Genomic DNA, 26815 nt, shown 5'->3' with positions numbered 1-26815 from the left:
CAGCATCACCGGCACCCCGGCCTGCGGCGCCCGCACCACCGGGTCCGCCCGCTGCGCATAGCTGCCCGCGAGCCGGTGCACGATCCCGGCTCGGTGGAGCCGGCGCGTTCAGCGCGTACTCGACGCCACCGTCTGGTCCCGTCTGATGGGCGGCTGCCACACCGGCCGCGACACCCAGACCACCCTCACCACCGCCTGCTTCCCCCTCACCGCCGTCGACCGCTTCGGCTTCCCCGCGACCCGGATCCCGATGCCCGCCGCCACCCACATCCTCGGCACCACCCTCCGCAGCGACCACGGAGGCTCCCCGTGACCGCCCCGAACGACAAGCCCCAGCCGGCTTCACCGGCGAAGCCGGCCATCGCACGAACCTGCATCAGACCCCTGTTCGCGGCCTCGGCTGAGCGGATGGACCTGAGGGGTGAGCGCGTTGCGCGACGGCCGCTCATGGCATGGCTCGTACCATCATGCGAGCATGCACATCGTCAGCCAGGTCTTCGCACTGGTCGCCGCCGCCGTCCACATCGTGGTCTGGCCGTTGGAAAGCTTCCTCTACGCTCGACGCGCATGGGTGCGGCAGTTCCTCACGGGGAGCACGGCCGATGCGCCCGAGGTCCGTCTATGGCGGTTCAACGTGGGGTTCTACAACCTCTTCCTGGCCTGCGGCATGATCGCCGGCTTCGTGGCTCTGCACCTGGGACACCAGACCGTTGCCCGCTCTCTGATCCTGTACATCGCCGCCTTCATGACCGGCGGCGGCATCATGCTCTTCATCTCCGACCCCAAGCTGTGGCGCGGAGCACTGAGCCAGGCTGTCCCGGGCGTCATCATCCTGATCACCGAACTCCCGTAACGGCAAAACCCACAGGGGGACTACGCAGCCTGCCCCCCACCTGACCACCACGGTGGACAGCTCCTCCCCCGCGCGGGCGGAGAGCAGCTCGTCTAGGGCGTCGCGTGCGGGACCATCCCCGCGCACGCGACGGTGCGGGAATGACCATGACCAGACCGGCGCCCGGTAGCCGCCGTCGATGACCGCAGTAGCGCGGCCGGCGGCGGCTTTGGCTCCGGAGAGCTCCCATGCCTCGCAGTCACTGTGGTTACCGGACATGGGCTGGCCGATCACCACGACGAGGCAGGCATCCCCGACCGTCGGTGGCGGAAAGAGGAGACACGGAGCCGCTCAGGCGGTCAGGGCGTCACGCGAGCCGGCCGTCCTCGGCTTGGAGACGTCGGCGTAGCAAGACGAGGAGGTCGAGCCCGCTGGAGTCCATGAATGAGACGCCGGCCAGGTCGAGGTGCAGCGTCTTGCCGCCCGAGGGGATGATTCGACCTCCTCGACACCGACGCCAACGGCTTCCTGGAGGAGAAGGGCTTCGTCGCCCGTGCGAAGGCGATCGCGCAGGCCGCGGGAGTCGCCGGGTCGGCCAAGGGGGAGGCGCTGTTGAAGGAGTGGCGGCGCACGTGGAACATCCTGCGGGAGCACGCGGACACCAACGCCGACGGCGTCATCAGCCGCGAGGAGGTCCACCAGGCGATCGCCGGCGCCCACGGTGGCCGTGCCGGACTTCAGGAGCGGCTCACTCCGGGCCTGGTGGCCGAGTTCGCCGCGATGGACAGCGACGACGACGGCATCATCACCGTCGGGCAGTTCGAGTCCTTCCTCTCGCCTTCGGCCTGGACACCACGCAGGCCCGCGCCGCCCGCACGCTCCTCGACACCGACGGAGACGGCCGCATCACCGGGACGAGTTCCTGAACGGCTGGACCGCCTTCCTCCTCGGCGATCACTCCCAGGCCCCGCTCGGCGCCCTGCTGGGAACAACGGCCTGACGCTGCCGCGGGCGTTGGGATCCTCATGCCCGGCGCCCGCGGGTGGGACCGGTCGAGTCGGCAGATCGGGCCGCCCCGCTCTCGGGCCGGCTCGTCGTTTCCGGCCCCGCCAGCGGTGAAGACTGTGAAGTCGGCGTTAACAACGCTCGTGATCAATACAGCTAGTCGCCCGAGGTGATCCTCGGCACTTTCCGCAGGAGCACCGCCACCAGCACCGCCGTCAGCAGGGCGAAAACCGCGCTCAGGGCCGACGCCGACTGCAGAGCCGTGGTGAAGGACTCCCGCGCGGTCGTCAGCAGCCCCTGGTCCGCCACGGCGCTCGCCGCGCCCAGCGACTCGCGCGCCGCGGCCGGGGTGTCGCCCGGGACACCGCTGCGGTACACCGCGACCGCCACGCTTCCGGTCACCGCGATCCCCAGGGCCAGTCCCAGGTCGTACGCGGTCTGGCCGGTCGCCGCCGCCGCGCCCGCCTTTTCCGGCGGAGCCGCGCCGACCGCGAGCGCCGTGCCGAGGACGCTGATCGGGGCCGCCCCGAACATGATCACCGCGAGCCCCAGGGACGCCAGGGCGACCCCGGCGGCCAGGGCGATCGCCGCGTACCCGGTCAGGGACACCAGCAGTCCCGCGATCAGGACGTACGCCGGGCGGAAGCGGCGGGCGAGCGGCGGCGTCAGCTGCGATCCGGCGACCAGTCCCGCCGCCCCCGGCAGGAGCCACAGACCGGCTTCCAGGGGTGACAGGCCCGCGACCGCCTGGAGGTACTGCGGAACCAGGTACTCCACCCCGTTCAGCGCGGTCATGCCGAGCAGCAGGGTGAGCAGCGCCCCTGTGAAGGCGCGGTCGCGGAAGAGCCGCAGGTCGAGCAGGGGCGCGGCCAGCCGGTTCTGGCGGTGGACGAAGAGCAGCGTGAAGGCGAGGCCGCCGGCGAAGGCCGCGGCCGCCGTCGTCGTCGGTCCGTGCGAGGCCACCGTCTTCACCCCGTACACCAGCGGCAGCACCGCCAGCAGGAAGAGCGCCACGCTGGGCACATCGGTCCGGCCGGCCCCCGGGTCCCGGTACTCCGGCAGCAGCGCCGGCCCCGTGACGAGGGCGATCGCCATGATCGGCAGACCGATCAGGAAGACCGAGCCCCACCACCAGGACGCCAGCAGCACGCCGCCGACGATCGGGCCGATCGCCAGGCCGACCGAGAGCGCGGTCACCCACATCGCGATCGCGGTCGCGGTCGCCCGCTGCCGTGCGTCGGCGAACATATGGCTGATCAGGGCGAGCGTGGAGGGCAGGACGGCGGCGCCCGCCACGCCCAGCAGGGCGCGCGCCGCGATCAGGGTCCCCGCGTTCGGGGCGTAGGCGGCCAGCAGCGAGGCCGCGAGGAAGCCCGCCGAGCCGGCCATCAGCAGCCGGCGGCGGCCCAGGCGGTCGCCGAGCGTCCCCATGACGACCAGGGTGCCGGCGGTGAGGAAGCCGTAGATGTCGGTGATCCACAGCAACTGGGCGCTGCTCAGCCGCAGATCGGCTGCCAGGTACGGAGTGGCCAGCCACAGTACGCCGAGGTCGGCCGTCATCAGGGTCACGGGGAGGAGCAGGACGGCGAGGCCGAGCCACTGGCGGGCGCCCGCCTTCGCCGGCGCCGCCTCTGCGGGGGACGCGGACGCATGGGTGGTAGTCATCGCGGCAGCGCTCCGTTCAGGGATTCCTCGGCGGATTCGAGCAGTTCCCGCACCCGCTCCGGGCGCCGGGCGCGCGGCACCCCCGACAGTTCGGTGCCGTAGACGATCTCGACGGACGCGTTCTCGATCCCGCAGTACCGGGAGACCGCGAGCCGTAGCTGGACGTCCAGGGCGGTGGACAGGCCGAGCCGTTCGATCTCCGCCTCGGGACCGCCCATCAGGGCCAGCCACAGCATGCGCTTCCCGGCCAGGCGCGGCTTGCTGCGCCCGTAGGCGAAGCCGTAGTTCCACACCCGGTCGATCCATCCCTTGAGGACGGCGGGCGGTGCCATCCACCAGACGGGGAAGACGACCACGATGTCGTCGGCGGCCGTGATGCGGTCCATGTGGGCCCGGACCACCGGGGAGTAGACCTTCTCCCGGTTCTCCCAGTCGGGTTCGTCGGCGGGGCGGAGGACCGGGTCGAAACCCTCGGCGTACAGGTCGAGTACGTCGACGGTCCCGCCCCCTTCCTTCAGCCGGGCGTGGACGAGGCCGGCGACCTGGGCGGTCAGGGAGTCGGTGCGGGGGTGGGCGTGGACGAGCAGGGTGTGACGGGGCATGACGGTGTCCTTCGGGAAGGGGTGCGGGCGCGTCGGGTGTCAGAGGCCGAGGCCGGAGCCGCCGCTCGCGTCGATGTTCTGGCCGGTCACCCAGCGGGCGTCGTCCGAGGCGAGGAAGCCGACCACGTCGGCCACGTCCCCGGGTTGCCCGACCCGGTCGAAGACGGAGAAGCCGGCGGCGTGCGCCTTGGCGGCCGGGTCGGCCATCCACGGGTGGATGTCGGTCTCGATCGTGCCGGGCGACACCGCGTTGACGGTGATGCGCCGGGCGCCGAGGGTCTGCGCGAGCGTCAGGGTCAGCACCTCGACCGCGCCCTTGGAGGCGGCGTACGAGGTCATGTCGGGGAAGGCGACCTTCGTGACGCCGGAGGAGATGTTGATGATCCGGCCGCCGTCGCGCAGCCGGCCGAGGCCGTGCTTGAGGATGAAGAACGGCGCCTTGGCGTTGACCGCGAAGACCCGGTCGTAATCCGCTTCCTCGACCTCGTCGATCGTGCCGGGCCCGGCGATCCCGGCGTTGTTGACCAGGATGTCGACGCCGTCGGCGTGCGCGTCGAAGGCGTTCCAGAGGGCCTCGGCGTCCCCGGGGACACCGAGTTCGGTACGGATCGCGAAGGCGGAGCCGCCGGCCGCGTCGATCGCGGCGACCGTCTCCTTCGCGGCGGTCTCGTTGTTCGCGTAGTGGACGGCGACGCGGGCGCCGTCGGCGGCCAGGCGCAGGGCGATCGCGCGGCCGATGCCGCGGCTGCCGCCGGTGACGAGGGCGGTCTTGCCTGCGAGGCGGGCGGTGCGGTTCATCGGAACTCCTCGGTGGTGGTGTGTCCTGGTGACGGGGCAGACTCTGCGGGCCGGCGGTTCGGGTTCGGTTCGGGACTCGTTCGGGCCCGGTTCGGGACTCGTTCGGGCCCGGTTCGAACGAGGGGTTACGGTGGCCGCATGCGATTCGGGGTGCTGGGGGAGACGGCCGTCTGGACCGAGGACGGGCGGCCCGTCCGGGTTCCCGAGCTCAAAGTGCGCGCCCTGCTCGCCTCGCTGCTCGTCGACACGGGCCGGCCGGTCGCCACGCACCGCCTCGTCGACGACCTGTGGGGCGAGGAACCGCCCGCCAAGCCGCTGCGCGCCCTCCAGGCCAGGGTCTCCCAGCTGCGGCGCGTCCTGGACGAGGCCGAGCCGGGCGCCCGCGACCTGCTGGTCTCCCGTGCCCCCGGGTACCAACTCGTGCTGCCCGAAAACGCCTTGGACGCCGACCGGTTCGCCGGGCTCGCCGCCCGCGCCCGGACCGTCCCCGACCCGGGACGGCGGGCCGCGCTGCTCGCCGAGGCGCTGGCGGTGTGGCGGGGGCCCGCGTTCGCGGACTTCGCGGACGAGCCGTTCACCCGGGCCGCCGTGAACCGTCTGGAGGAGGAACGTCTCGTCGTCCGCGAAGAGGCGGCCGAGGCACGCCTCGCCGCCGGGGAACACGCCCTCCTGGTCGGAGAGCTGGCCGAGCTCGTCGAGCGGCATCCGCTGCGCGAGCGACTGTGCGCCATTCGCCTGAAGGCGCTGTACCGCTCGGGCCGGCAGGGCGAGGCACTCGCGGAGTACGAGGAGCTGCGGGTCCGCCTCGCGGAGGACCTGGGCCTCGATCCGAGCCCGGAACTGGCCGAACTGCACCGGGCGATGCTCCGCCAGGACCCCGCGCTCGACGCGGCGAGGGCCCCGGCTCCTACGGCATCCTCCGGTGGCGCGCCCCCGGGCCCGGGCACCGGGACCCCTGCGCACGCGCCCGTGGGGGGCGGGGCGCGGGGCAACCTGCCCGTGCCCATCAGCGGACTCGTCGGGCGTGAGGCGGCCGTCGAGGAGATCCGGGGACTGCTCGCCGGACGGCGGCTCGTCACGCTCACCGGCCCCGGTGGCGTCGGCAAGACACGGCTGGCCGTGGAGGCCGCACGGCGGGTGCGGGAGCTGTTCCCCGACGGGGTGTGGCTGGTCGAACTCGCCGGTGCCGGGGGCGAGCCGGCCGAGGTCGTCGCCGCGGCCCTGGAGCTGCGCGACGACGGGGCATGGGGCACACGGCCCGAGGCGGGGCGGCCCCCGAGCGGGGCGGAGCGGCTCGCCGCCGCCCTGCGCGGCAGGCGGATGCTGCTCGTCCTCGACAACTGCGAGCACGTGATCGACGAGGCCGCCGCACTGACGGAACTGCTCCTGCGCACCGTCCCCGACCTCGTGGTCCTCGCGACCAGCCAGGAGCCCCTGGCCCTCGCCGGGGAGACGCTGTGGGCGGTGCCCCCGCTCGACCTCTCCGGGGCGGTCGAGCTGTTCGTCGCGCGGGCGGCCGCCTCGGCGCCCGGTTTCGCACCGGACGCGTCCCAGAGGGCCGCCGTCGAGGGCATCTGCCGCCGCCTCGACGGACTCCCGCTCGCCCTGGAACTGGCCGCCACCCGGGTGCGGGCCCTCGGCGTGCACCGGCTGCTCGACCGGCTCGACGACCGCTTCCGGCTGCTCAGCGCCGGGCAGCGGGGCGCGCCGGCCCGGCAGCAGACGCTCCGCGCGGTCATCGACTGGAGCTGGGAGCTGCTGCCCGGACCGGAGCGGCGGGTGCTGCGCCGGCTCGCCGTGCACGCGGAAGGCTGCACCCTGGAGGCGGCGGAACAGGTCTGCGGGGGCGGCGAGGTCGCGCCCGAGGACGTCCTCGACCTCCTGGCCCGGTTGGTGGACCGCTCCCTGGTCGTCGCCGTCGACGGCAGGGACGGGCCGCGCTACCGGCTGCTCGAATCCGTGGCCGCTTACTGCGTGGAACGGATGGCCGAGGCGGGCGAGACCGAGGACGTACGCGCCCGGCACCTGACCTACTACACGCGCCTGGCGGAGGCCGCGGAACTCCGCGGCCACGCCCAGCGGGAGTGGCTGGCCCGCCTCGACGCGGAGTCCCCGAACCTGCGTGCCGCGCTGGACCGCGCGGTGCGGGCGGGCGACGCCGAACACGCGCTCCGGCTCGTCGACGCGCTGGCCTGGTACTGGGTGCTGCGCGGCCGCCTGGGCGAGGCGGTCCGCTGGACGGCGGCGGCCCTGGGCACGCCGGCGGCCCCGGCCGCCCGGCTGCGCGCCCGCGTCGCCGTCTGGCACACCGGGCTCACCGTCATGAGCGGCGAAGGCACCGACCGCCGAGACCGCATCAGGGCCGCGCTCGCCCATTTCGACACGGCGCACGGAGCCGATCCCGCCGCCCTCGCCTGGGCCCGCTGGTTCCTCGCCCACGCGCTCTGCGGGACCGGGAGCCAGAGCTAGGGCGAAGAGCTGACGAACGAGGCGCTCGACGGGTTCACGGCGGCCGGGGAGCCGTGGGGGGAGGCAGCGGCGCTCGGGGACCGGTCCGTGCAGCGGCTGCTGCGGGGCGACCTGATCGGCGCCGAGGACGACGCCGCCCGCAGCGCCGCACTGTTCAAGGCGCTCGGCGACGCGTGCGGGGGCCTGTGGTCCGTGTACCCGCTGGCGACCGTCGCGGAGATCCGCGCCGAGTACGAGCGGGCCGCCCGGCTGAAGCGCGCCGCCCTGGACACCGCCGAGAGTTTCGGTCTGACCACCGAGGTGCCCGACCTGCTGTCGGGGCTGGGCCGGACCGCCCTCCTCATGGGGGACATGGCGCAGGCACGCGCGTACCACCAGGCAGCGCGGGAGAAGGCCGTCGAGGTCGGCTTCCGGGCGGGCGAGATCAACGCGGTCCTCGGCCTCGGCCTCGGCGCCCGCCGCGAAGGCCTCCTGGAGGAGGCCGAGGAGCACCTCCGCGAGGTCCTCGACTGGCACCGGCTGGTCGGACTCGACGGCGCGAACGCCCTGATCCTCGCCGAACTGGGCTTCGTCGCCGAACTGCGCGGCGACGCGCGGGGAGCGCTGGCGCTGCACGAAGAGGGCTACGCGACGGCACGGACGACCGGCGACCCACGGGCGGTGGCCCTGGCCCTGGAGGGCCTCGCGGGAGCGGCGGCCCTGTCCGGACGGTGCACGCGGGCGGCCCTCCTCCTGGGTGCCGCGGATGCGCTGCGTGCCTCGACGGGGGCGCCGTTGCCCGCCGCGGAACGGGGCGACGTGGATCGGGTGGAGGCGGCGGTACGCGCGGAGCTGGGGGACGGAGCGTTCCGGGCCGCCCGAGCCCGGGGCGAAGGGCTCGGGGCGCAGGCGGCGGTGGAGGAGGCCGGCGCGGTCTCCACGACACCGGTGCCGTCCGGTCGGCGCCCGGGCTTCCCGGGCAGGCGGCCTGACCGGCATCGTCCGGATGACCGCCGGCCGGATCGCGGAATGCCGGCGACTTGAGCAGGGCCACCGCTACGAGGTCGGGGCTCCGTTCGCCTCGGAGGCCTACCAAGGAGGACGCGGCGGGCGCCGCCCGCATCCTCGACCGCGCTGCGGGAAACGAGGACGAGTCCCCCACCCCCGTACAGCTGCTCCGCCTCCTCGTCCTGCGCGCGGACGTGGCCGGCCGCCTCGCCGACGAAAAGACCGCCGCATCCGCCCTCGCCCGCGCCGCCGCCCTCACAGAGGAGGAGCGGGAGGCGGCGCGGGACGACCTCACACGGCTGAGGGAGCTGCTGGAGGCGTGAGTGCCTGACCGGGCTCACGGTCAGGCACTCACGCCTCCATCGGCCGGCACTGCGGCTATTGGGAGCGGTGCTCGACCTTCTCGCGACCAGAGACCAGTACCGTGCCGCGGGCAGTGCCCAAGGCGGCCAGGAGGCTTGCCTCGTAGCCGAAAGCCGCGACGGTCAGGGCGCGGCCAGGTCGACGAGCCACTGCTGGAAATAGGCAGCCCTGGGCAGGGCGAACGCCTCGGGCGTCTCCAAAAAAAGTCAGGAGCGCCTGACAGGAGTTGCCCGGTGTCGTCATAGACGAACAGATTCCGGTCGCCACACCAGGTGGCATGCCGATAGGGCATCGGCAAGCAGAGGCTCTGTGTCCTCCATCAGTTCTTCAACCGCTCGGCCACCACGTGGTCGCGGGTGGGCACCAGAGGCCGTCCACGATCAGCACGGTGCCCTTCGCGAACCGCTGCCTCACCTGGAACGCGAGCTTCGGCCCGAGACGGTCGATGATCCGGTCGGCGGCGGACCTCGGGACGCCGAAGAGCGCGGCGAGTCGGCCCAGCGTCAAGTTCGTGCGCCAGTGGGTCGCGATCAGCAGTACTCGGTCTTCCAGCGGCAGGCTCCAGGGCCGTCCGCGCCGCGGCTCGTCCGGGACCTTGCGCCGCACCAGGGTCACCGACTTGCCGGAGCAGCGCGGGCTCAGCCCGGTGAACGGGGCTGTCCGGAGCGGCTCCGGCGCCGTGATCACACCAGCCATAGCAAGATCATTCCGCTGTGGCCGCACCCTCCGGTCGATCAGGATGGACCCCGGACGCGAAGGCGAGGATGTCTGGCACCGCTTCGCGCAGACTGACGAAGTGACGATGCACGCCGTCGACTGCCGCAGGGGTGTTCACACCCCACACCGTCATCCCGGCACGCAGCCCGGACTGCACCCCGGAGGGAGCATCCTCAACGACCAGGCAGTCCTCCGGCCTGACGCCGAGTTGTGCGGCCGCCTGCAGATACGGCACCGGCGACGGCTTGCCGTCCGTCACCGCGGCCGCATCGACGACAACCTTCGGGACCGGCAAACCCGTCCGCGCGAAACGTCCGCGTACCCGGTGCTCGTAGTTCGAGGTCACGAGCGCCCACGTCCCGGGATCCAAGGCGTTCAGCAGTTCGGAGGCGCCCTGGAAGGCCGTATATGAACCGGTGCGAACGTCCTCGTCCTCCAGCTCATGCAGTACGGCCAGGCACTCCCCTGCGTCCTGATCCGGAGCAACCTGCGCGAACGTCTCCATCGGCCTCGTCCGCAGCGCCACTCGGTAGACCTCATCAGGATCGAGTCCGTACCGCTCCGCCCACGCGCGCCAGACCAGGCGCTGATTTTCCACGGCGTCGATCAACGTGCCATCGACATCGAACAGGACATACCTCATCGCACCGGGACGGCCGGGTTCACTGATCACGCCCCGATCATGCCATCAGGCCCTGAGCAGGCAATCTGCGGGACAAGCCTTACTGATCTTTTCGTTGGTTCTGTGGGTGTGGCGGGGCCGTTGGCGGGATCCTGGTGCGGTGTCTTTCAAGCCCTCTTCTGCCGTTTCTCCTTTGTCCCGGCCGCAGCTGTCCGGGGCCCGGCGTGTGCGGGCAGCCGTGTTGTTCGATCAGGGACGTTCGGGTGCCGAGATCGCGCGGATGCTGGACGTCAGTGACGAGAGCGTGCGGCGGTGGAGGCTGTCTGGGAGAAGGGCGGCGCCGATGCTCCGCGCCGGCGTCCTGCCACCGGTCGCCCGCCCAAACTGGACCATGCCCGGGCCGAACGGGTGCGAGCCGCGCTGGAGCAGGGCGCCCAGGCACACGACTTCGAGGCCGACCTGTGGATCTTGGAACGAGTCGGCCTGGTCGTCGAACGGGTGACAGGGGTGAGGCTGTCGAAGGCCTCGGTGCGGCGGTTGCTGACGGGCCGGCTCGGGTGGAGCCTGCAGCGGCCTGAGCTGCGGGCGGTGGAGAGGGACGAGCGGAGGTCGCGCGCTGGATCGCGCACGAGTGGCCGCGGATCGAAAGGGGGCGGTGAACACACGTGCCTGGATCGTCTTCCTCGACGAGTCCGGAGTGTCGCTGCTGCCGCAGGTCCGCCGTACCTACGCGCCCCGCGGCCGCACGCCTCTTCTGCGGCACCGGCTGAACTGGAAACGCGCCTCGATGGCCGCAGCTCTCGGTCACCACGCCGCCGATCCCCATCGTGGTCCCCGATGGTGCTTCCACCTCAAGCCCGGCAGCTACGACACCCCCGTTCTCATCGAGGTCCCGGAGCAGATGAAGACGTTCCACCGCGGGGGCGGGTGGTGCTGGTGCGGGACGGGTTGTCGACTCACTGGAGCCGGGCCATGCGGGCTGGGGTCGCCGAGCAGGACCGGCTCACCCCTGAGCGATCACCCGCTTACGCACCCGAGCTCAACCCGGTGGAACTGCTGTGGTCCTCGCTGAAGAAACGCGAGCTCCCCAACCTCACCGGCGACCACCTCGCCGGTGTCGCCGACGCCACCGAACAGGGCATCCACCGCATCAACACCAACCCTCAACTGCCCTGGTCCTTCCTCGCCCACACCGGCCTCGCCCTCCCCCCCGACCCCACAGAACTAACGGAAAGGTCGGTAAGGCAGCGTTCGACCAGCCGCCGGCGACCGTCAAAGGGCAGCGGCGCGTCGCGATGAACCATCCGCGTCAGCGAGCGGCAGGACGCCTCGCGGCCGCAGTGTCCGCCGCTATGGTCACTGCGTCGGCGAGCGGTCGGTCGAGCAGGATGTCGAGGTCTGGACTGGAGTTGCCGAGGAGCCCATGGCGGATGCTGGTGGCAATCGAGGCGAGCATCGGCGGCTGGAACGGCATCAGGGCCTCGTCCGCGAGGAGCCGAGCACGGTACTCGCCCAGGCCGATGGTTCGGTGGGTGACGTCGAGACGCGCGGCGACGTCCTCGGCGGTGATCGGGTCGCCGACCAGGTCGTAGGTCTTGCCGGTGTGTGCGGCCGGGTGGCCGGCGACGATGGCTGTTACGGCGGCCAAGTCCGCCCGAGCCACCGCAGAGAGAGCGCCATCGCCAAAGGCTGACTCCAGACCGTCCGGTGTCCACGTCAACAGCGCCCCGAAAAGCTCGGCGTAGAGCCCATTACGCAGGACCGTCCAAGCGAGGCCGCTGGCCTTGACCAGGTCCTCTGTGACGCGGTGGGCGAGCGCGAACCCGAGGTGATCCCCGGTACGGGTCAGGCTGGTGTAGATCACGTGCACGACTCCGTCACGGACGGCGGCGTCGAGGAGGGCCCGATGCCGAGCGATGACCCGGTCGTCCTCGGCGTACCCGGCCGAGACCAGGACCAGCGTCGAGACACCGGTGAGGTCCAGGCTGGCGGGGGCGTCGAAGTCCAGGTGGCGCTGCCCGTCGCCGGGTGTTCGGCTGCCGCCCAGCGCGGGCACCTTCCGGTCGGCCAACTCCTGAAGAGTGAGGGATGCGAGACTTCCGTTCGCGCCGGTCACCATGATCATTACGGTTCTTCCCCCTACGTGGTTCTCATCAGTAACTACGATGAGTCTCGACCGGCCGTGGTCAGCCCACAAGGAGGCAGTTCGATGTCCGTGACGCACACCGATGTAACCGCTGAACCCGCAGAACTCGCCCCGTGCGGACAGCCTCACCACCCCGACTGCGGGATCCGTGACGTCCTCGACCGCGTGGGCGACAAGTGGTCAGTCCTCGTGATCGTCGAGCTTGCGAACGGTGCACGGCGCTTTCGGCAGCTTCAGCGCGCGATCGACGGGATCTCGCAGAGGATGCTGACCCTGACCGTGCGCCGGCTGGAACGCGACGGGTTGGTCCTTCGAACCGTCTATCCGACAGTGCCTGCTCAGGTCGACTATCGCCTCACCGAGACGGGCGTGAGCCTGACCCACCTCGTCAAGGCACTGGCTGACTGGTCGCTCGAGCACCGGGACGGCATCGCCCATGCCCGCCAGGCTTACGACGCGCAGCATCCTGAGAACGAGATCCGATGACTGCCGGTGTCGCCAACGCCATGCCCGCAACGACTACCCGGCCGTGGATCGTGGACGATGGCCTGTGAGTGCTGATCGAGCCGTGGCTGCCCCTGGAGTGGAGGGTTCGGCTCGGGTCAGACCTGCCGGCGGCGCTTTGAGCGGTGGCAGAAGGCCGGAGACTTTGACCAGATGCACCGGACCCCGCTCGCCGAGCTGAACCAACTGATCGCTTCAGAATGAGGTTCGGAGGCGTCTCAAGCAGATGATGGCGCAGGCGAGTTGAAGCAGGCCGAGGTGGAGGTTGGCGCGTATCTCGTAGCGGATGCGGAGTCGTAGCCGTGGTCGGCGAACAGTCGGCCCGGCCGGTGCCGAGGCCGCCCGCGCACTCCGCGGATGCGGGGGATCGCGGCTGGCAGCGGCGTCAGCTGGGTGACGTCATGACGGTTTCCGCCGGTCAGCGAGACGGCCAGAGGAGTGCCATGTCGGTCGACGATCAGGTGGTGCTTGCTGCCCGGCCGGGCGCGGTCGACCGGCGAAGGTCCGGTGTGAGCCCCCCTTTCAGGGCCCGGACGTGCGAGCCGTCGGTCGCGCAGTCGCCCATGTCCAGCAGGCCTGCTTTGCGCAGTTCGGCCAGGAGCACTTCGTGCAGGCGGGGCCGGACTCCGGCCTCGGTCCAGTCCCGCAGCCGCCGCCAGGCCGTCACCCCGCTGCAGCCGGTGCGCTCGGTGGGCACGTCTCTCCAGCTCACGTTCTTGCGCAGCACGTAAACGATGCCCCGCAGAGCCGCACGATCGTCCGCCGGCAACCGGCCGGGATACCGATGACGCCGCGGCGGACGAGGCGGCAGCAGTGGAGCGATACGTTCCCACAGGGCATCAGGCGCAAGATCAGCCGACACCCGTACCCCTCTGCCGCCACCAGACCCGGCCGCCAAGCCCTCACACGGAACTCATTCCGAAGCGATCAGTGAACCTCTTTCATCCTGTGCTGGAGGGTGAAAGAGGTTCACTGAAGTGCGGACAGAACCGATTTTCAAAGAGCGTCATCAACGTCTCGTGTTCCTGTGAGCGGACTTGGGCGAATGCCGCGCGGGCCTCGGCGGGGATCAGGGAGAGGTCGCCGACACCAGCGGTGGCCGGGCGCGGGTGGTCGGGGTCGACGGCGACGTGGCGGGCTTCCAGGGCCCTGCGGTAGCCGGCCGATGCGGTGTCCCTGGTCTTCACCGACCCAGCCGGAGTCGCGACCGCGGTCGGGCCGGGGTGGCCGGCGGCCGGGGGCGGGGTGGTGTCGACGGCGCCGGGTGGCAGGGCCCGCAGCGCCCGCACGGCGGAGGGGCCCACGTGTTCGTTGGCGGTGGCGATGATCCGGGCGGTCAGGAGGCGGAGCTGGGTGGCGTAGGCGGGTGAGTCGGGGCGCAGGTCGAGGCGGCCGGTGTCAGGGTCGTAGCCGGTGGCCTGGACGTGGGCGGGCAGGGTCGGGGAGACGGCGGTGACGGTGCCGGTCCGCAGTCGTACGAGCCCTCGGTGGAGAAGGAGAAGGCGTACACCGCTGTCTCCTGGAACGCCCCGACCTCCGATCTGGTCAAGCGCCTCGCGAACGCCCGACGCTGAAGGACCTCCCTGGCCGCCCTGTTCCTCGGTGGTGGTGCCCCGGTGACCGCCAGCGGGGCCTCGATCGCGGGCATCGGCGTCGCGGACGCCCCGTCCGGCGACCTGGACGAGAAGTTCGCCCCGGTCGGCGTCGCCGAGCTCAACGGCTGATCACGCCCCTGCCGGCCGGTGACGCCGAGCGCGGGCCCACCTCTCAGGGGGCGGTCCCGCGCTCATGGCGCGTCCGGGACCGCCGCCACCGCCGCCTCGGCGATCCGCACCGCCTCCTGCTCGCAGGTGTCGGCCGGATGCGGATCGCCGCCGAGGGTGACGCGGACGGTGAGGTTCGCCCTGCGGACGAACAGGTCGCAGGTGGTGTGCCGGCTGTCGCCTTTCGGAAGCCAGTACGCCTCGTCGGCGAAGGCGAGGCCCGTCGCGGGGCGTCCGGCCCGCGCGTTCTCCGAGAACTCCGCCGTCTGGACCCGCGTGGCGTTCTCCGAGGTGCCCACAGAGCGGCGCAGGCGCCATTGGACGTCGGCGTGGGAGGTGACGTCCCAGCCGCCCTGGAGGTGGTCGTTCCGCTCGTACCAGGAGCAGCTGGTATCGGCCGTCGAGGTGCTGTCTCTGGTGTTGTCCAGGTCAGTCCGGCGCTCCGGCAGCGGGAGCCCCCTCGTCGCCTCGGCGCAGGTCGGCATCGTCAGGTACCGGTCCGGCGGCCCGGCGCCCTCGTCCTCCTGGACGTACCACCAGACCCCCGCGCCGCCGAGCACGCACAGGGCGGCCGCCGCCGCGACCAGCGACCGGCGGCCCTTCCGGCGCGGGGCGGGGGCGGACAGTTCGGTGACGACGGCGGTGGCCGCCGGGGGCGGGGCCGCAGCCGGTCCGAAGCCCGGGCCCCCGGCGAGGAGCCCGTCGATCTCCGCTCGCTGCTCGGCGATCGCGGCGTGGACCGCCGGCGGCCAGTGCCGGGTGACGGGCGCCGCCGGGCCCAGGGCGGCGAGGAGGCGCGCGGGGGTGGGCCGGGCCGCCGGGTCCTTGGCCAGGCAGGCGGCGGCGAGGCCGCGCAGTTCCGCCGGTACGGCGTCGAGCGCGGGCTCGGCGTGCACGACGGCGTACAGCTCCTGGAGGGTCGAGGGCCCGGCGAACGGGCTCCTCCCCGTCGCGGCCAGGACCAGGACCGAACCGAGCGAGAACATGTCGCTCGCCGGGGTGAGCTCCCGGCCCTCCGCCTGCTCGGGCGACATGAACGCGGGCGAGCCGACCACCAGGCCCGTCCCGGTCAGCTCGGTGAGGCTCCCGCCCTCGGCGGCCCGTGCGATGCCGAAGTCGATGACCCGTACCCCGTCCTCCGCGAGCAGCACGTTCTCCGGCTTCAGGTCGCGGTGGATCAGGCCGGCCCGATGGATCTCGTCGAGCGCCGTCGCCAGGCCCACGGCGAGCCGCCGCACGCTCTCGGCGGGCAGCGGGCCCGAGCGGGCCACGGCAGCGCCGAGCGAGGGGCCGGCCACGAACACGGACGCGAGCCAGGGCACGGCCGTCTCCGTGTCGGAGTCCAGGACGGCCGCCGTGCAGGCCCCGGAGACCCGCCGCGAAGCCTCGACCTCGCGCCGGAACCGGGCGCGGAACTCCTCGTCGGCCGCGAGCCTGGCGTGCACCTGCTTCACGGCGGCGAGCCGCCCGTCCGGCGCGACGCCGAGGAACACTCGCCCCATGCCGCCCCGGCCCAGCTCGGCCAGGAGCCGGTACGGGCCGGTCCGCTGCGGGTCCGCGAGGCCGAGCGGGCGACTCACGGGGACTTCACCGCTTCCATGGTCTGCCGCCCGACGTCCCGGGTGACGGCCTCGCAGCGGCCCACCGGAAGGGCCGGGCCCTGCACCACGAGGAAGACCACCAGGTTCACGTCCCGGCCGCGCAGGACGCAGTGCCGGTCGCCCGGCTTCTCCCAGGCGGCCTCCTCGACGAAACCGGGCGAGGGGTCGCGCGGGGTGGTGCCGCGCCGGTAGAACTCCTCGTACCTCTCCTTCGCCCGCTCGGCGCCGGTCCGCCCGCCGGCACTGTCGTACTGGTCCCAGGTGACGTTGATCCGGTCACCGGAGCGGGTGGTCCACTCGCACTGCGAGGACCGCCTCCCGTCGTTCGGGGTGACGCGGGCCCCAGGGGCGAGCGTGGGCTGCGGGGAGAACCCGGCCGGTGCTTTCACCCGCGCGAACACCTGGTCGCAGGCGGGCAGCGCGCCGGTGTACCGGTCGGCGACCTCGCTCAGCGGCACATTCCCCGGCGTCGGCACGGGCTCGGGGATCACCAGGTAGTACAGGTCCGCCGCCCAGCCCGTCGCCGCGCCCACCGCGCCCGCGACCACGAGGACCCCGGCGGCGACGGCCGCGGCGATCGGCCCCCGCCGACGCCGGGGAGCCGACCTGGGCGGGAACGCGGGTGCGGGGACGAACGAGGGAGCAGCGGCCGGGGCCGTGCGGAGCAGCCGGTCGGCCTCCGCCCGCTGGGCCGCGATCCGGGCGTGCACGGCCTCCGGCCAGGGGCGGGCGGCGCCGGGCACGGCCCCGAGGAAGGTCGTCACGGCCTGCGGGGTGGGCCGCAGGGCCGGGTCCTTGACGAGGCAGGCGGCGATCAGCCCCCGCAGGCCCGGCGGCACGGCCGACAGGTCGGGCTCCTCGTGGACGACGGCGTGCAGGACCGAGGGGACCGAGTCGCCGTCGAAGGGCGGCTTCCCCGAGCAGGCCACGGCCAGGGTGGCGCCGAGCGCGAACACGTCCGCGGCGGGCCCCGGTTCCCCGCCCGCGATCTGCTCGGGGGCCATGAAGGCGGGGGAGCCGATGAAGGCGCCGGTGTGGGTGATCCGGGTCGCGGCCTCGGCGGCCCGCGCGATGCCGAAGTCGATGACGCGGACGCCGTCCTCGGTGAGGAGCACGTTCGACGGCTTCAGGTCGCGGTGGACGAGCCCGGCCCGGTGGACGTCGGCCAGGGCCCGGGCGAGCCCGGCGGCGAGCCGCCGCACCGTCTCCTCCGGCAGCACACCGGCCTCTTCCAGGGCCTCGCTCAGGGTGGGCCCGGGCAGGAACAGGGAGGCGAGCCAGGGTGCGGGGGCGTCCGGATCGGCGTCGACCACCGGTGCCGTGTAGGCCCCGGAGACCCGCCGTGAGGCGTCCACCTCGCGCCGGAACCGGGCGCGGAACCCCTCGTCGTCGGCGAGGTCGGCGTGCACGCGCTTGACGGCGACGAGCCGCCCGTCCACCGCCGCCCCCAGTAGGACCCGGCCCATGCCGCCCTGCCCGAGCAGGGCAACCGTCCGGAACGGACCGACATGTGACGGGTCGTCGGGTCCCACTGCCTGCATCGCCGCCGCCTCCCCCGAAGAGCCTTCCGGGAGAGGAGCCCCCGGAACTAGAACGGAATCCTAGTTCACGGAGGTCCAGGCCGACGGGGCACCCTCACCCCCGGAAACACCCTGGTCCTCCGAGTCAGGAATGCGGCCTCGACGTCCGCCTGATCCTGGACGACCACGTCACCCACAAGATCCCGGCCCTGAAGACACGGCCGGCCGCCCACCCGCTCTTCCACCCGCACTTCACCCCGGCCGGGTCCTCCTGGCTGAACCTGGTCGAGCGGTGGTTCGCCGAGCTGACCACGAAGAAGCTCCGCCGAGGCGTCCACCGCTCCGTCCAGGCACTCGAACGCGACATCCGGTCCTGGCTCACCGGCTGGAACGAGCACCCCCGGCCCTTCTTCTGGACGAAGACCGCCGACGAGATCCTCGACAAGGTCGCCGCATACTGCCGACGCATCTCCGACTCGGGACACGAGCGCGGCAGTGTCAGGAAGATGCCCCGTTGTCATTCCGCAGCACTTTCCGCAGGTTGTCGAGGCTGTCCTCCACCGGGACATCGAACTTCACCTTCAGGTACAAGATGCTCGTCCCGCAGCAACTGGCGATTTCCGACAGGAAGCGGAGGTAATCCGCCTGGTCCCCGGCGAAGGCGCGGGTCAAGGTCTCCATGCCGTCACTGCTCTGGTCGTGCAGCATGCTGTTGGCCACCTCGGCGACCAGTCGCGCTGCCTCCAGCCCTTCTTCGTGGGCGAAGCGGCTCATGTCGGCGAGGTACTCCTCGGAGCTCTTCTCGTCATGGGTCATGAGTTCCAGGGTCAGTGCGCTTGCCGATCTGGCGAGTTCGACACCCAGCCCCATCAGACGCTTCGCGTCCTGATCGGCGGCGCCTTTGCGGGCCTCGGCCAGAATCAGCCGTCCGGTCGGAAGATCCGCCAGCCGCGCGCGGAAACGGTGGCTGACGGGGTCCAACGAAGCTCGGATGATCTCCATGGTGGGTTCGTGTGTCTGTTCGGCCATGCCCTCCATGCTGTCTGCCGGGAAGGCCGCCTCGGACCTGAACGGGAAATCTTTCCTCCCCGGAGGCGGCGAGTCCAAGCAGCCGGATCTGCCGCGGAACAAGGCCTGCGAGCTCCTCGGCCTTCGCCCGGCGACACTGCGAGACCGTCGTGATGGCCGGGGCGTACCCGCGCAGCACAGGCGCCGCCTGCAGGGAGGGGAGCGTCGTGAGCAGCGACATCGGATGGGGATACAGCGACGCCGGCTGGGGCGGCACGACTGATCCGGAGCGGAACGGCCGGCGCGCGGATTCGGACCGGGGTTCCGATCCGGAGTGGGGCATGAAGGGGGACACCGGCTGGGTCTGACCCAGCCCTCCTCGAGGCAAGGACGAGGCCCGCGCCCGGCAGGTGCGGGCCTCGTCCGGTCAGGGCTGCGGCGTCTTGGCGCCGGCCCTCTGCCGGATGCCGGCGAGCTCCCGGCCGAGCGCCTCGCGGGCCGCCTGCCGGGCGTCGGGCGGAAGAGCGCCGAGAGCTCTGTCGATGCCGCCGAGGACCTCGTCGTAGGTGGCCTTGTCCGCCTGGGCCCGCTGAGCGCGCGCGCCGTCGACCTCCCGGCGGGTTTCCTCCGTGCAGCCGGCGAGCCACGCCGCCCTGGCAAGCTCCCTCAGGTGCTCTGCACCCGCGATCACGTTGCAGACGGCTGCGAGCTGCGCGGCCTGGCCGGGGTGGTCCAGGTCGGCCTGCGGCGGACGGCGGAGCTGCTCTTGCACCTCGCGGGACGAGGGCTTGACGTCGAGCGACGCGCCCTCCGCCGACAGGGACCGCCACGCGGCGTGCTCCACGCTGTGACGGATCACGCCGGCCAGGGCGCTCAGCTCACTCAGGTAGTGCTGCAGGTCCTTGGGGGACGCGCAGTCCTCACCGATCTGCAGCAGCTCCCTGGCCATCTGGTTGAAACGGGCCTGGAGCTCGTGGTCGAACTGTTCGTACACAAGCACCTCCCTGTCACTTCTCTGTGACTGTCCCGGCAGGCACGCAGATCGCCCCGCCCCCTGGATACGACGTTCCCGGCTCGGTCGATGCTGCGGCTCCCGAGCGAAAGACCGAATCCGAGTGGGACTCGCCGCTCCGGCTCCCCCTGCGAGGGCGCGAACGGCCTCCCCCGGAACCGTCTTTCTGGAAAGCCGTTCCAATTCTGGAGATAGGCTAGCGCCCTGAAGACGCCTGGCCGATGTCGGGATGGGTGGTCTGACCGACGCCGACGCGTGGTCGCGACTCGGCGGGTTCCGGGCAGATCGATGGTGTGCGGGACGGCCGTACGGAGGGTAAGGAGGACAGGGGGCGGGTCCGTGGGGGGGGCACCGTTTCTCTGGCTGTGTATGACGCGATGGCGTGCATTGAGCGATACCGAGGTCGTCGAACTCGCGACACGGTTGCAGGCGCTGGACCGCACTTGGGAGTTGGGCGCTACGCCCAGTGCGAGGCGGGCGCCGGGGTTCACTCGGCGGGCACTGGTGATCCGGCCGCGGTGGGACGCGCTCGACACGGTGCTCGAGAGGGAGGACGGTGAAGGGGCCCGCCGCAGGCGAGAACGGGAAGAGGAGACGGTCGAGCGGGTCCGACTGCGCCTGACCGACCACGCGCACCGGTGGGACCAGACCCTTGACGCGTTCGCGCGGATGTCGACCGCTCTCCGCGACGTCCTGGGCGAGCCTACGGACCGGAGTCCGGGCAGGTACGCCGCGATCCACTGGGTCGGCACCGACACCACTCTGCTTCTCGAGCGCTCAGAAAGCTCGGTGTACCTGGAGCTGGTGACCAACAAGCGGCTGGCTCTCGACGAGGAACTGCAACGGCTGGACGAGATGGATGACGAGGAGCAGCCGTGACGGAGTGGGACGAGTTCAGCGAGAGGCTGGCCGAACAACTCTCCACGCTGACCACCGGCTCGGTGCTCATCATCAGGGAGGACGGACCGCCGGGGCGGTACGCGCAGTTCCTCCAGGCCGACGAAAGGGCGGAGGCCCAACTGGTCGCCGATCACTACCTCGACCCTCCGGCGCGCGCCGGTGAGACCGGACACCGGCTGATCACCGAGGCAGGCTGGCGACAGCCCGAGGACACCGTCTACGGCCACAACCGGCAGACCGAACTGCCCTGGCCCTCGACGTCGGACGCCTATCGCAGGCTGGCGGCGATGACGGTGACCGGACTGCGCGACGCCCTGCGGATCACCAGCCCGGAGACCCTGGTGTACAAAGCCTGGACACGCGGAAACCGCCCCTTGCGTCTCCCCTCGCTGGGCCTCAAAGGCGACTGAGCTCCGGGACGCCGTGTGGACCTCTTGTGTTCGACTGCCAAGTGGATCTTGGCGGTCAGCCCGCCGCGCCCGCCACGTATGACGGGGAGGACGAGGAAGACGGGGAAGACGGGGAAGACGGGGAAGACGTCACCCGATCGGTTCTGTCGATGTGCGGGGGTGGGCTGCGCTGACGAGCCTGGTCGCGGACCGGAACGCGGTCGGCCGGAGGCCAGGAGGGCGGATGCCCAGCAGCGCAGGGACGGTGCTCGTCGCGGACCGGTCCTGGGACGGCATGTCGGACGTGCCGACCGAGTAGGACAGCCATCGACCCTGCTTCGCGAGCCAGGACACGAAGTCGTGGGTGCCGCCGACGGAGTCCGTGCGGATCAGTGTCTGCCGTCCTCGTCTGCAGTGCTTGGGCAGTTGGGCCAGGGCGAGGTGGGCGGTGGTGATGTGGTCGGCGGCCGTGTTCGAGCCCGCGTTCCCCGGCCTGAGGAGAGCGGCGACGAGCTCGCCGGTGCCGCCCGGACCGTGGCCGACGAAGGCCGTCAGGGGGTGGTGGCCGTAGGTCTTCTTCCAGGTCGCGGCCGCGTCCTCCTTGTCCGAGTGCGCGGTCACCAGCACGTCGTCGAGGTCGACCGTGACCTGACCGTCGGTGTCCGGGGCGTTCTCCCCGGACACCGACCAGATCCGCTGGCGGACTTCGGACCGTGCGGACCGGACGGCCCGCAGGGCCTTCTCGCCGGAGGCGGCGAGGGTGCCGATCAGGCGGGAGACGGTCGGGTCGGAGGCGACCGGGCCGAAGACGGCCGGCTCGCACCGCAGCATCGCGACGTCTGCGAGGCAGTCCCCGCCCAGCGCGACCGCCGGCGCGACATCCATGGGGATCTCGCCGGGATCGTGGACGGCCCGCTGCTTGCGCCACGACGCCAGAACTCGGGATACCGCCCGGTCGAGACCGGACTTGCGGACCGTTCCGACGAGGAGGACCGCCCCGGCCCGGGAGACGACCTGGCGGCCGTCGCCCTGAACGCGGACACGGGGATAGGGCCCATGGAGCGCTTCACCTGGGAAGTGCCCCCGGCGGTGGCGACAAGGACCTCGACAATCCTTGTTGTTGCTGGCCAGAGGAGCTTTCTGTTTTCCTGGCCGCCTACCGGACAGCCCGCGTCATGAAAACGCGAGGTAAGGCTGCCTGCCGTCCACGCACGCGGCGAGGCAGACCTCGGCATCTTCGACAGGGAGCCCGAGAAGTGCACGCCGTTCAGTTCTGGCGCGGCCAACAGTGGTGAAGCGCTACTGACTGTCAAGCCGCGCGGCGCCGGGAGTTCGTCCGCTCGGAAGAGCGCCGCGCGACACGGCGCCGGGCCGCACCCGCGGGTGCGGCCCGGCGCCGTGTCGCGCGGCGCGACGTCAGTCGAGGACCGCGCCGACCGGCGCGGTCAGTCCCAACAGGTGCGTGAGGTCGACCAGTTCGGCTTGGTACAGCCTGGCCGGGTCCTGCACCTGGGGTCGCAGGTGCCCGTAGATCTCCAGCGACACGAGCCCGTGCAACCGCCCCCACAACCGCATCGCCAGCGCCACGGCGGACGGGTGCAGGTCCGGGAAGGCCGAGCGCACGGTCCTGACGAACTCGGGGTCGTAGTCGTCCCAGTCGTAGCTCTCGTCGGCGTGGAGCCGCCGGGCCCAGGGCCAGGCGGCAACCACGACTCCGGTCAGCGCCGTGCAGGCGCGGTGCTCGGCCTCGGCGGCCGGACCGCGCACGGGAGCCTGGTAGTCCGGCACCGGGTCGCCGTAGACGAGGCGGAACTCCTGCGGGTTGGCGACCGCCCAGTTGCGGTACGCCTGACCGTAGGCCATGACCTGGCCGACCGGCCCTTCCGGCGCGGCGGCGACGGCCTCCTCCAGCGCGTGCGCCAGGGAATTGTAGACGTCGGCGACCAGGGCCGCGATCAAAGCGTCCCGCGTGTCGTAGTAGCTGTAGATGGCGCCGGCGGTCATCCCCATCTCGCGAGCGATGGCACGCAGGGACACGGCTGCCGTGCCGTTCTCCGCCATGTGCTTCAGCGCGATCGCCTTGATCTCCTGGGCGGCTTCTGCGCGGAGCCGCTCACGCCTGCTCGGTTTCGGGTCTGCCATGAAGCCATCGTAACAGCGTGAAGTTTTTTGCTCCCTGATCAGATATTGATTGCCGTTCACTCCTTCACGAACGTAAGGACCACAACCGATGACGGTCCTTACGTCCGTGAGGGAGTGTCACTTCCGGCCAACTTCCCGCCGACAAAACGGCGTTTGACAGTCGAGTGCCATTGAGTAACACTCCGGCGTGTTGTTATTGAACGCCGTGTACTCGACGCAACTCATACCTGCCGGGCCCACCGTGTGGACGGGCCCCAGTGACAAAGGAAGCTCTGTCGTGGTCGATACCGCCCCCAAGGGCAAGCCGCATCCCGGGCTGATGCTCGCGCTGCTGGCCTTCGCCCAGTTCCTCGTTGCCGCGGACTACAACATCGTGTACGTGGCACTTCCCGACATCGGAAGCGCGCTCGGATTCACCACGCAGTCGCTGCAGTGGGTGGTCAGCGCCTACGCCGTGGCGTTCGGCGGCCTCCTGCTGTTCGGCGGCAGGCTGGTCGACCGGCTCGGCGGCCGGCGCCTCTTCGTCGCCGGCGCGGTCGTCTTCGGGGCGTCGTGCCTCGTCGGCGGTCTGGCCACGGATCCCGGTGTGCTCATCGCCGCCCGTGCCTTACAGGGTCTCGGCGCCGCCCTGCTCTCTCCCGCCACGCTCATGCTGGTGAACACCCGTTTCGGGGAGGGCGCCGCGCGCAACCGCGCGCTCGCCGTCTGGGGCGCCTCCGGCAGCGGCGGCCTGGCGGCCGGCGCCCTGCTCGGCGGCCTGCTCACCAACGCCTGGGGCTGGGAGTGGGTGCTGTTCATCCTGGTCCCGATGGCGCTGCTGGCCGCGGTGGCGGCTCCGTCCGTCCTGCCGCCCGACGAGCGTTCCAGCAGCGACGCCAGCTTCGACCTTCCGGGGGCGCTGCTCGCCACCGCCGGTTCGTCCCTGCTGGTCTTGGGCCTGGTGAGCGGCCCCGAGGCGGGCTGGGGTTCGTTGCGCGGCGTCGGCTCCATCGTCGCGGGCCTGGTTCTCCTCGCCGTCTTCGCCCTGGTCGAGACCAGGACCCGGGCCCCGCTCGCACCGATGCGGCTGTTCCGCAACCGCAGTCTGGTGACGGCGATCCTGATCATCCTCGTGTTCCAGAGTTCGCTGTCCGGCTCGTACTACCTGTTCACCAACCACATGCAGGACGTGCTCGGGTACGACGCACTGCAGGCGGGCCTCGCCTTCCTCCCGCTCACCGTCGTCTCGATGGTCTCCTCGCTCAAGCTCACCGGCATCCTGCTGGGGAGGTTCGGGCCGCGCGCGACCCTGTTCGCGGGCATGGCCGTCAACGGCATCGGCATGATCGTCCTGGCCGTCACGATGACCACCGACGCCCCCTTCTGGCAGCTCCTCATCGGCCTGGTCGTATGGGGCATCGGCGGCGGTGTCACGTTCCCGGCCATGTTCATCTGCGCCGCCTCCGGGGTCGACCCGAGCGAGGCCGGTATCGCCTCCGCGCTTGCCAGCGCGGCGCAGCAGATCGGCGGCGCCGCAGGTCTCGCCGTCCTGGTGGCCGTGTCCACCGCGGGCCTGGACCTGGACTCCGACGCCGAGCCGGCCCTGTCCACCGTCGCGGACGGCCTGCGCACGGCGACATGGGTGGGCGGCGCGGCCGCGGTCGTGGGCGGGCTGCTCGCCTTCACCCTGCGCAAGCCCGGCGGCCCGGCACCGCAGCCCGTGGGCGAGCCGAGCGGCCGGGCCGACGAGATCGGTGCCGTCTCCCGCTGAGCTGGGCTGAAAGGTTCCCACCCCGAACCGGGTCCGCGGCCGGGCACATCCCCCGACCGGCTGCGGACCCGCACCACCGCCGGTGCAGCGCCCCGGACCTCACGCACCGATTTTGCGGGTCCCTACGCGCCTCCGCCACCGCCGACAAGGCCTCGAACCGGCGGGAGGGGACCGATGCGCTCGTTCACCTGGGGAGTGCTTCTTCCTTCCCAGCGGGCAGAACTTCCGGCAAGCCCCGTCGTTGCAGCTCAGCAGCGCTCTCCGGCTATCCGGTCAAGAACAACACAAGCCCGCTCGTGAAAGCGCGAGGCCGGCCAGACACGGCACCGTCCCGCGCAGGCGGGGAGCAGGTGTTCGTCACCCTGACCTCCCGCTGGTCTCCGACGATGCGCGCGGCTGGGAAGCAGCGCCGGTGCCGGGGCGTACGGGCCCCGGCCTGTACCCCGCGGGTCTTCGCGGCGCCGCCGGCCTGGTGCAGGAAGAGCCGGGCAAGGTCGAGGCCGGACGACGCCAGGCAGGCTCCGACCGGCTCCGCCGTCGGCGCGGTCGGTGGGGTGGCGGTCTCGGCCACCACGTCTCCTCATCCAGGTGGGAAGCGCCGGGGCAGTGGCGCGTGTGAGGTGGATGCTGGTACCCGCGAGGAGCCGGGGCACGACGGATGCGGGCAGCGCCCGCTCCACGGGGCTCCTCGACGACGTGCCCGAAAAATGATCACGGTGAGTGTCACACGGCCACCCGGATCGACACCTGTAGCAGGTGAGAGCGGACCCGGTCCCGGTGAGGTCCGGCGCTTTCACCGAGGAGCACCACCGTGTAGGACAACCGCAGCGACGACGCCGAGGACACTTCTGCCGGCGGCCTGTCGACCGGCAGCTTGGCGAGGCTTCGTCCGGCCCGGCCGCGGGCCTGCGTCTGGACGACATGGCCGGGGCGCGCGGTAAGCCGCTCCGGCCGTGTGGAACCGGGCGCTCGGGGGCGCACGTCCCCCCGTACATGCTGACCGTCCTGGGGATACTCTTCGCCGTCGCGCCCGCCGTCGTCTGGATGACGATCGCCCGTACCCGTCCCGTCGGATTCGCGGTCGGTGGCATGCTGCTCGCCGGAGCCAGTCTGCTGATCGGTGTCCAGCAGGGCTGGCTCGATGCTCCCAGACCCGACGCCCATCTCGTGTTCACGGCTCTCGCGCCCCTGCTCATCGCCTGCGGAGCGGGACTGGAAGGACGGCACGAGAACTCTCCTCCGCCGCGATGGATCTCCCGGCGCAACGGAGCGATCGGCTTCCTGGGAACGCAGTTCGCCCTCACCGTCGTGGCCGGCCTCCTGTACGCGCTGTTGATCAGCGATGGTTCGGAGGCCCCGCCGTCCAAGGCCCTCCCCTCATTGCCGCCGGGCATCAGCCTGGTCGACGAAGGCGTCAGCTGCGGTTCCGGCGGCTGCTGGCGCGTCGCGACGGTCACCGGTGAGGACGGCCTGTCCCACCCGGAGATCATCCGCGAACTGGGCCTCCAGCGGGAGAGCTGCCGTACCAACGGCTGGCTGCTCGACCGGCGTGACCTGTGCGTCGGGGCCACGGACAATGGCAAGAACGTCACCATCTACGCCGGCTTGGGATACTGAGAGGTCGTTTCCTGGTCGGCCACGGTGGTCGTGGACGAGGATCCGTGACAAGCCGCGTGCCTCGCTGGTGTCCATCAGGCGGCTTCGACCAGTCCCGTGCTCCAGCTCGATCGGCTCTGCCTGTGACAACTTCCGTGCTTCGGCTCGACGGTCACCTCGTCGGCGCAGAACCGGACGCCGCGCACCAGGAGGGGACCGTCATGAGCAACGACACCGGATGGGGGTACGACACCGGCCGGGGCCTCACCCAGAACAGCCGCGTGCCCGAGCTGCTGCGCACCCGGCCCTGACCCGCCGACGCCGAACCGCACGTGCCTGACGCCGCCGGCCAGCGCCGTGCCGGCCCAGGGGGCGGGAAGGGGCGACACCGGTCTCCAGTCCTCTGGCATCGCCTGCTCGTTCT

At 71.8% G+C, this 26815-nt stretch carries 23 protein-coding genes and 7 pseudogenes; 15 read left to right on the top strand and 15 right to left on the bottom strand.

Annotated elements, in window-relative coordinates; genetic code table 11:
* Positions 1 to 145 precede the first annotated feature (145 nt).
* A complete protein-coding gene (locus tag IE245_RS34040) occupies positions 146 to 313 on the top strand; it encodes a hypothetical protein (RefSeq protein ID WP_189954797.1) in 168 nt (55 codons plus the stop codon).
* Between the two features lie 162 nt (positions 314 to 475).
* Positions 476 to 853, top strand: a complete 378-nt coding sequence (locus tag IE245_RS34035; protein ID WP_189954795.1) for a DUF1304 domain-containing protein — start codon at positions 476 to 478, stop codon at positions 851 to 853.
* A 346-nt stretch (positions 854 to 1199) separates the two neighbouring features.
* On the opposite strand, the gene IE245_RS34030 is transcribed toward IE245_RS34035, so the two are convergent.
* The 4 genes from IE245_RS34030 to IE245_RS34015 form a co-directional block, all read right to left on the bottom strand.
* The gene (locus IE245_RS34030; RefSeq protein WP_268256623.1) at positions 1200 to 1304 is read right to left on the bottom strand and encodes an STAS domain-containing protein; all 105 of its coding nucleotides are present in this window, start codon (positions 1302 to 1304) and stop codon (positions 1200 to 1202) included.
* Positions 1305 to 1993: 689 nt separating this feature from the next.
* Complete coding sequence (locus IE245_RS34025) at positions 1994 to 3502, bottom strand: MFS transporter (RefSeq protein WP_189954794.1); 1509 nt, start codon at positions 3500 to 3502, stop codon at positions 1994 to 1996.
* A complete protein-coding gene (locus tag IE245_RS34020) occupies positions 3499 to 4104 on the bottom strand; it encodes an NAD(P)H oxidoreductase (protein ID WP_189954792.1) in 606 nt (201 codons plus the stop codon). The genes IE245_RS34025 and IE245_RS34020 overlap by 4 nt, the downstream gene beginning before the upstream one ends.
* 39 nt (positions 4105 to 4143) lie before the next feature.
* The gene (locus IE245_RS34015; RefSeq protein WP_189954790.1) at positions 4144 to 4902 is read right to left on the bottom strand and encodes an SDR family oxidoreductase; all 759 of its coding nucleotides are present in this window, start codon (positions 4900 to 4902) and stop codon (positions 4144 to 4146) included.
* Between the two features lie 138 nt (positions 4903 to 5040).
* Here IE245_RS34015 and IE245_RS34010 point away from each other — a divergent pair.
* Positions 5041 to 8394 (top strand): annotated as a pseudogene (locus tag IE245_RS34010) (AfsR/SARP family transcriptional regulator).
* Positions 8391 to 8681 (top strand): DUF8817 family protein, encoded by a 291-nt coding sequence (locus tag IE245_RS34005; protein WP_506005191.1) that lies wholly within the window; start codon positions 8391 to 8393, stop codon positions 8679 to 8681. Before IE245_RS34010 ends, IE245_RS34005 begins: the two are co-directional and overlap by 4 nt.
* A 362-nt stretch (positions 8682 to 9043) precedes the next feature.
* Here the strand turns inward: IE245_RS34005 and IE245_RS34000 are convergent.
* Together IE245_RS34000 and IE245_RS33995 are read right to left on the bottom strand one after the other, a co-directional pair.
* Positions 9044 to 9417, bottom strand: a pseudogene (locus tag IE245_RS34000) (helix-turn-helix domain-containing protein); the annotation flags it as partial.
* Positions 9418 to 9424: 7 nt separating this feature from the next.
* Positions 9425 to 10111: an HAD-IA family hydrolase gene (locus tag IE245_RS33995; RefSeq protein WP_189954788.1), complete on the bottom strand. Its 687-nt coding sequence runs from the start codon at positions 10109 to 10111 to the stop codon at positions 9425 to 9427.
* Between IE245_RS33995 and IE245_RS38190 the strand changes: the two genes are divergently transcribed.
* From IE245_RS38190 to IE245_RS37505, 3 genes and pseudogenes are all read left to right on the top strand, one after another.
* Positions 10050 to 10562, top strand: coding sequence for a helix-turn-helix domain-containing protein (locus IE245_RS38190; RefSeq protein ID WP_373305449.1), 513 nt, complete (start codon positions 10050 to 10052; stop codon positions 10560 to 10562). The two genes, IE245_RS33995 and IE245_RS38190, sit on opposite strands and share 62 nt — an antisense overlap.
* Positions 10481 to 10654, top strand: a pseudogene (locus IE245_RS38185) (winged helix-turn-helix domain-containing protein); the annotation flags it as partial. The gene IE245_RS38190 and the pseudogene IE245_RS38185, both read left to right, overlap by 82 nt.
* 378 nt (positions 10655 to 11032) lie before the next feature.
* Positions 11033 to 11359 carry a transposase gene (locus tag IE245_RS37505; protein ID WP_229851960.1) on the top strand — a complete coding sequence of 109 codons (327 nt, stop codon included), beginning with the start codon at positions 11033 to 11035 and terminating at the stop codon, positions 11357 to 11359.
* A 10-nt stretch (positions 11360 to 11369) separates the two neighbouring features.
* Here the strand turns inward: IE245_RS37505 and IE245_RS33980 are convergent, their stop codons facing one another.
* The gene (locus IE245_RS33980; protein ID WP_189954784.1) at positions 11370 to 12185 is read right to left on the bottom strand and encodes a Rossmann-fold NAD(P)-binding domain-containing protein; all 816 of its coding nucleotides are present in this window, start codon (positions 12183 to 12185) and stop codon (positions 11370 to 11372) included.
* Positions 12186 to 12269: 84 nt separating this feature from the next.
* Between IE245_RS33980 and IE245_RS33975 the strand changes: the two genes are divergently transcribed.
* Positions 12270 to 12692, top strand: a complete 423-nt coding sequence (locus IE245_RS33975) for a winged helix-turn-helix transcriptional regulator (protein WP_189954782.1) — start codon at positions 12270 to 12272, stop codon at positions 12690 to 12692.
* A gap of 222 nt (positions 12693 to 12914) precedes the next feature.
* On the opposite strand, the pseudogene IE245_RS33970 reads toward IE245_RS33975, so the two are convergent.
* Positions 12915 to 13572 (bottom strand): annotated as a pseudogene (locus IE245_RS33970) (IS5 family transposase); the annotation flags it as partial.
* 79 nt (positions 13573 to 13651) lie between these two features.
* On the bottom strand, positions 13652 to 14146 hold the full coding sequence (locus IE245_RS38295) for a DciA family protein (RefSeq protein WP_506005192.1): 495 nt from the start codon (positions 14144 to 14146) through the stop codon (positions 13652 to 13654).
* A gap of 15 nt (positions 14147 to 14161) precedes the next feature.
* Here IE245_RS38295 and IE245_RS33960 point away from each other — a divergent pair.
* Positions 14162 to 14434, top strand: a pseudogene (locus IE245_RS33960) (heme-binding protein); the annotation flags it as partial.
* 62 nt (positions 14435 to 14496) lie between these two features.
* Here IE245_RS33960 and IE245_RS33955 read toward each other — a convergent pair.
* Together IE245_RS33955 and IE245_RS33950 are read right to left on the bottom strand one after the other, a co-directional pair.
* Positions 14497 to 16053: a serine/threonine-protein kinase gene (locus tag IE245_RS33955; protein ID WP_229851956.1), complete on the bottom strand. Its 1557-nt coding sequence runs from the start codon at positions 16051 to 16053 to the stop codon at positions 14497 to 14499.
* Positions 16050 to 17615: a serine/threonine-protein kinase gene (locus tag IE245_RS33950; protein WP_189954780.1), complete on the bottom strand. Its 1566-nt coding sequence runs from the start codon at positions 17613 to 17615 to the stop codon at positions 16050 to 16052. Before IE245_RS33950 ends, IE245_RS33955 begins: the two co-directional genes overlap by 4 nt.
* A gap of 137 nt (positions 17616 to 17752) precedes the next feature.
* On the opposite strand from IE245_RS33950, the pseudogene IE245_RS33945 reads away from it, so the two are divergent.
* Positions 17753 to 18079: pseudogene (locus tag IE245_RS33945) on the top strand (transposase); the annotation flags it as partial.
* A gap of 13 nt (positions 18080 to 18092) precedes the next feature.
* Here the strand turns inward: IE245_RS33945 and IE245_RS33940 are convergent.
* On the bottom strand, positions 18093 to 18623 hold the full coding sequence (locus tag IE245_RS33940) for a hypothetical protein (RefSeq protein WP_189954778.1): 531 nt from the start codon (positions 18621 to 18623) through the stop codon (positions 18093 to 18095).
* A 206-nt stretch (positions 18624 to 18829) separates the two neighbouring features.
* Between IE245_RS33940 and IE245_RS33935 the strand changes: the two genes are divergently transcribed.
* On the top strand, positions 18830 to 18970 hold the full coding sequence (locus tag IE245_RS33935) for a hypothetical protein (RefSeq protein ID WP_189954776.1): 141 nt from the start codon (positions 18830 to 18832) through the stop codon (positions 18968 to 18970).
* Positions 18971 to 19029: 59 nt separating this feature from the next.
* Here the strand turns inward: IE245_RS33935 and IE245_RS33930 are convergent, their stop codons facing one another.
* A complete protein-coding gene (locus tag IE245_RS33930) occupies positions 19030 to 19602 on the bottom strand; it encodes a hypothetical protein (protein WP_189954774.1) in 573 nt (190 codons plus the stop codon).
* 381 nt (positions 19603 to 19983) lie between these two features.
* Between IE245_RS33930 and IE245_RS33925 the strand changes: the two genes are divergently transcribed.
* Complete coding sequence (locus IE245_RS33925; protein WP_189954772.1) at positions 19984 to 20493, top strand: DUF6301 family protein; 510 nt, start codon at positions 19984 to 19986, stop codon at positions 20491 to 20493.
* Complete coding sequence (locus IE245_RS33920) at positions 20490 to 20924, top strand: TY-Chap domain-containing protein (protein ID WP_189954770.1); 435 nt, start codon at positions 20490 to 20492, stop codon at positions 20922 to 20924. Before IE245_RS33925 ends, IE245_RS33920 begins: the two co-directional genes overlap by 4 nt.
* A 285-nt stretch (positions 20925 to 21209) precedes the next feature.
* On the opposite strand, the pseudogene IE245_RS33915 reads toward IE245_RS33920, so the two are convergent.
* Positions 21210 to 21959: pseudogene (locus IE245_RS33915) on the bottom strand (transposase); the annotation flags it as partial.
* A gap of 360 nt (positions 21960 to 22319) precedes the next feature.
* Positions 22320 to 23045, bottom strand: a complete 726-nt coding sequence (locus IE245_RS33910; protein ID WP_189954768.1) for a TetR/AcrR family transcriptional regulator — start codon at positions 23043 to 23045, stop codon at positions 22320 to 22322.
* A gap of 277 nt (positions 23046 to 23322) precedes the next feature.
* On the opposite strand from IE245_RS33910, the gene IE245_RS33905 reads away from it, so the two are divergent.
* Complete coding sequence (locus IE245_RS33905) at positions 23323 to 24795, top strand: MFS transporter (protein WP_229851954.1); 1473 nt, start codon at positions 23323 to 23325, stop codon at positions 24793 to 24795.
* A gap of 993 nt (positions 24796 to 25788) precedes the next feature.
* Positions 25789 to 26412, top strand: coding sequence for a hypothetical protein (locus IE245_RS33900; RefSeq protein WP_189954766.1), 624 nt, complete (start codon positions 25789 to 25791; stop codon positions 26410 to 26412).
* The last annotated feature ends 403 nt before the right edge of the window (positions 26413 to 26815 follow it).

Source organism: Streptomyces roseolus, from assembly GCF_014649855.1.
Classification (GTDB): Bacteria; Actinomycetota; Actinomycetes; order Streptomycetales; family Streptomycetaceae; genus Streptomyces; species Streptomyces roseolus.
The sequence above is the reverse complement of the archived record's forward strand: the minus strand, read 5'-3'. Positions and strand labels throughout refer to the sequence as shown.